We start from the raw sequence: 1394 nt of genomic DNA on the forward strand, positions 1-1394 counted from the left end.
GTACTGGTCCAGGGGGTCCTCGGCGGTGTGCCGCTCCTGCGCGCGGTACCCGTCGGGGCGGGCGCCGCCGTCGTGCGCGGTGTTCGCGTACAGGGTGAAGAAGTGGTAGGCGTTCCACGCCGGCAGCAGCACCTGGCGGACGCCCTCGCGGATGCCCTCCTCCGTGACGATCAGGTTGCCGCCGCGCAGGATGGGGCTGGCCATGAGGAACCAGCGCATGGCGTCCGCGCCGTCGCGGTCCAGGACCTCCGTGACGTCCGGGTAGTTGCGCAGCGACTTGGACATCTTCTGTCCGTCCGAGCCGAGCACGATGCCGTGCGAGATCACGTGGGAGAAGGCCGGCCGGTCGAACAGGGCGGTCGCCAGGATGTGCATGGTGTAGAACCAGCCGCGCGTCTGGCCGATGTACTCCACGATGAAGTCCGCCGGGTTGTGCGTGGGGAACCAGTCCGCGCGCTCGAACGGGTAGTGCACCTGGGCGTACGGCATGGAGCCGGAGTCGAACCAGACGTCCAGCACGTCCTCGACCCGGCGCATGACCGCACCGGCCGCGGCGGCCTCGGGGTCCGGGTGGGGGCGGGTGAGGTCGTCCACCCACGGGCGGTGCAGGTCCACCTCGCCCTGGGCGTTGCGCGGCAGGCGGCCGAAGGCCTCCTCGATCTCCGCGAGCGAGCCGTAGACCTCCTGGCGGGGGAAGTCGGGGTGGTCGGACTCCCACACCGGGATGGGCGAGCCCCAGTACCGGTTGCGGGAGATGGACCAGTCGCGCGCGTTGGCGACCCACGTGCCGAACTGCCCGTGCTTCACGTTGCCGGGGATCCAGGTGATCTCCTCGTTCAGCTCGAGCATGCGCTCCTTGATCTGGGTGACCTTGACGTACCAGGACGTCACCGCGCGGTAGATCAGGGGCGTGCGGCACCGCCAGCAGTGCGGGTAGGAGTGCTCGTAGGAGGCTTCGCGGGCCACGCGGCCCAGGGCGCGCAGGGCGCGGATGATCGTGCGGTTGGCCTCGAAGACCTGCACGCCGGCGATCTCGCGCAGGTCGCCGCGCCCGACGTCCTCGTGGGCGAACAGCGGCAGGAACCGGGCACCGGAGTCCACGGAGAGCAGCACGGGGATGCCGTTGGCCTCGCACACGCGCTGATCGTCCTCACCGTAGGCCGGCGCCTGGTGGACCACGCCGGTGCCGTCCTCGGTGGAGACGTAGTCGTCCACGAGGATGCGGTGGGCGCCCTCGACGCCGAGGTCACGGCCGTTGACGGTGAAGGTCTCCCCGCGGCGGCCTTGGTGCGTATGGTCGCGGAACAAAGGGTCCTCAAGGTACCCGATGAGCACGTCGCCGCCTTGCGACATGCCTTTGGCGAAGGCCGGGCCGTCATAGAAGAAGAATCAGT

General features: G+C 69.8%; 1 protein-coding gene. It reads right to left on the reverse strand.

The window, feature by feature from the left end:
- Positions 1 to 1308, reverse strand: a 1308-nt coding sequence (locus tag ACFWJO_RS39235) for a class I tRNA ligase family protein (RefSeq protein WP_386873021.1), incomplete at its 3' end; no start/stop codon positions are given.
- Positions 1309 to 1394 lie beyond the last annotated feature (86 nt).

Source organism: Streptomyces sp. NPDC127092, assembly GCF_042722475.1.
In the GTDB taxonomy this organism is placed as follows: Bacteria; Actinomycetota; Actinomycetes; order Streptomycetales; family Streptomycetaceae; genus Streptomyces.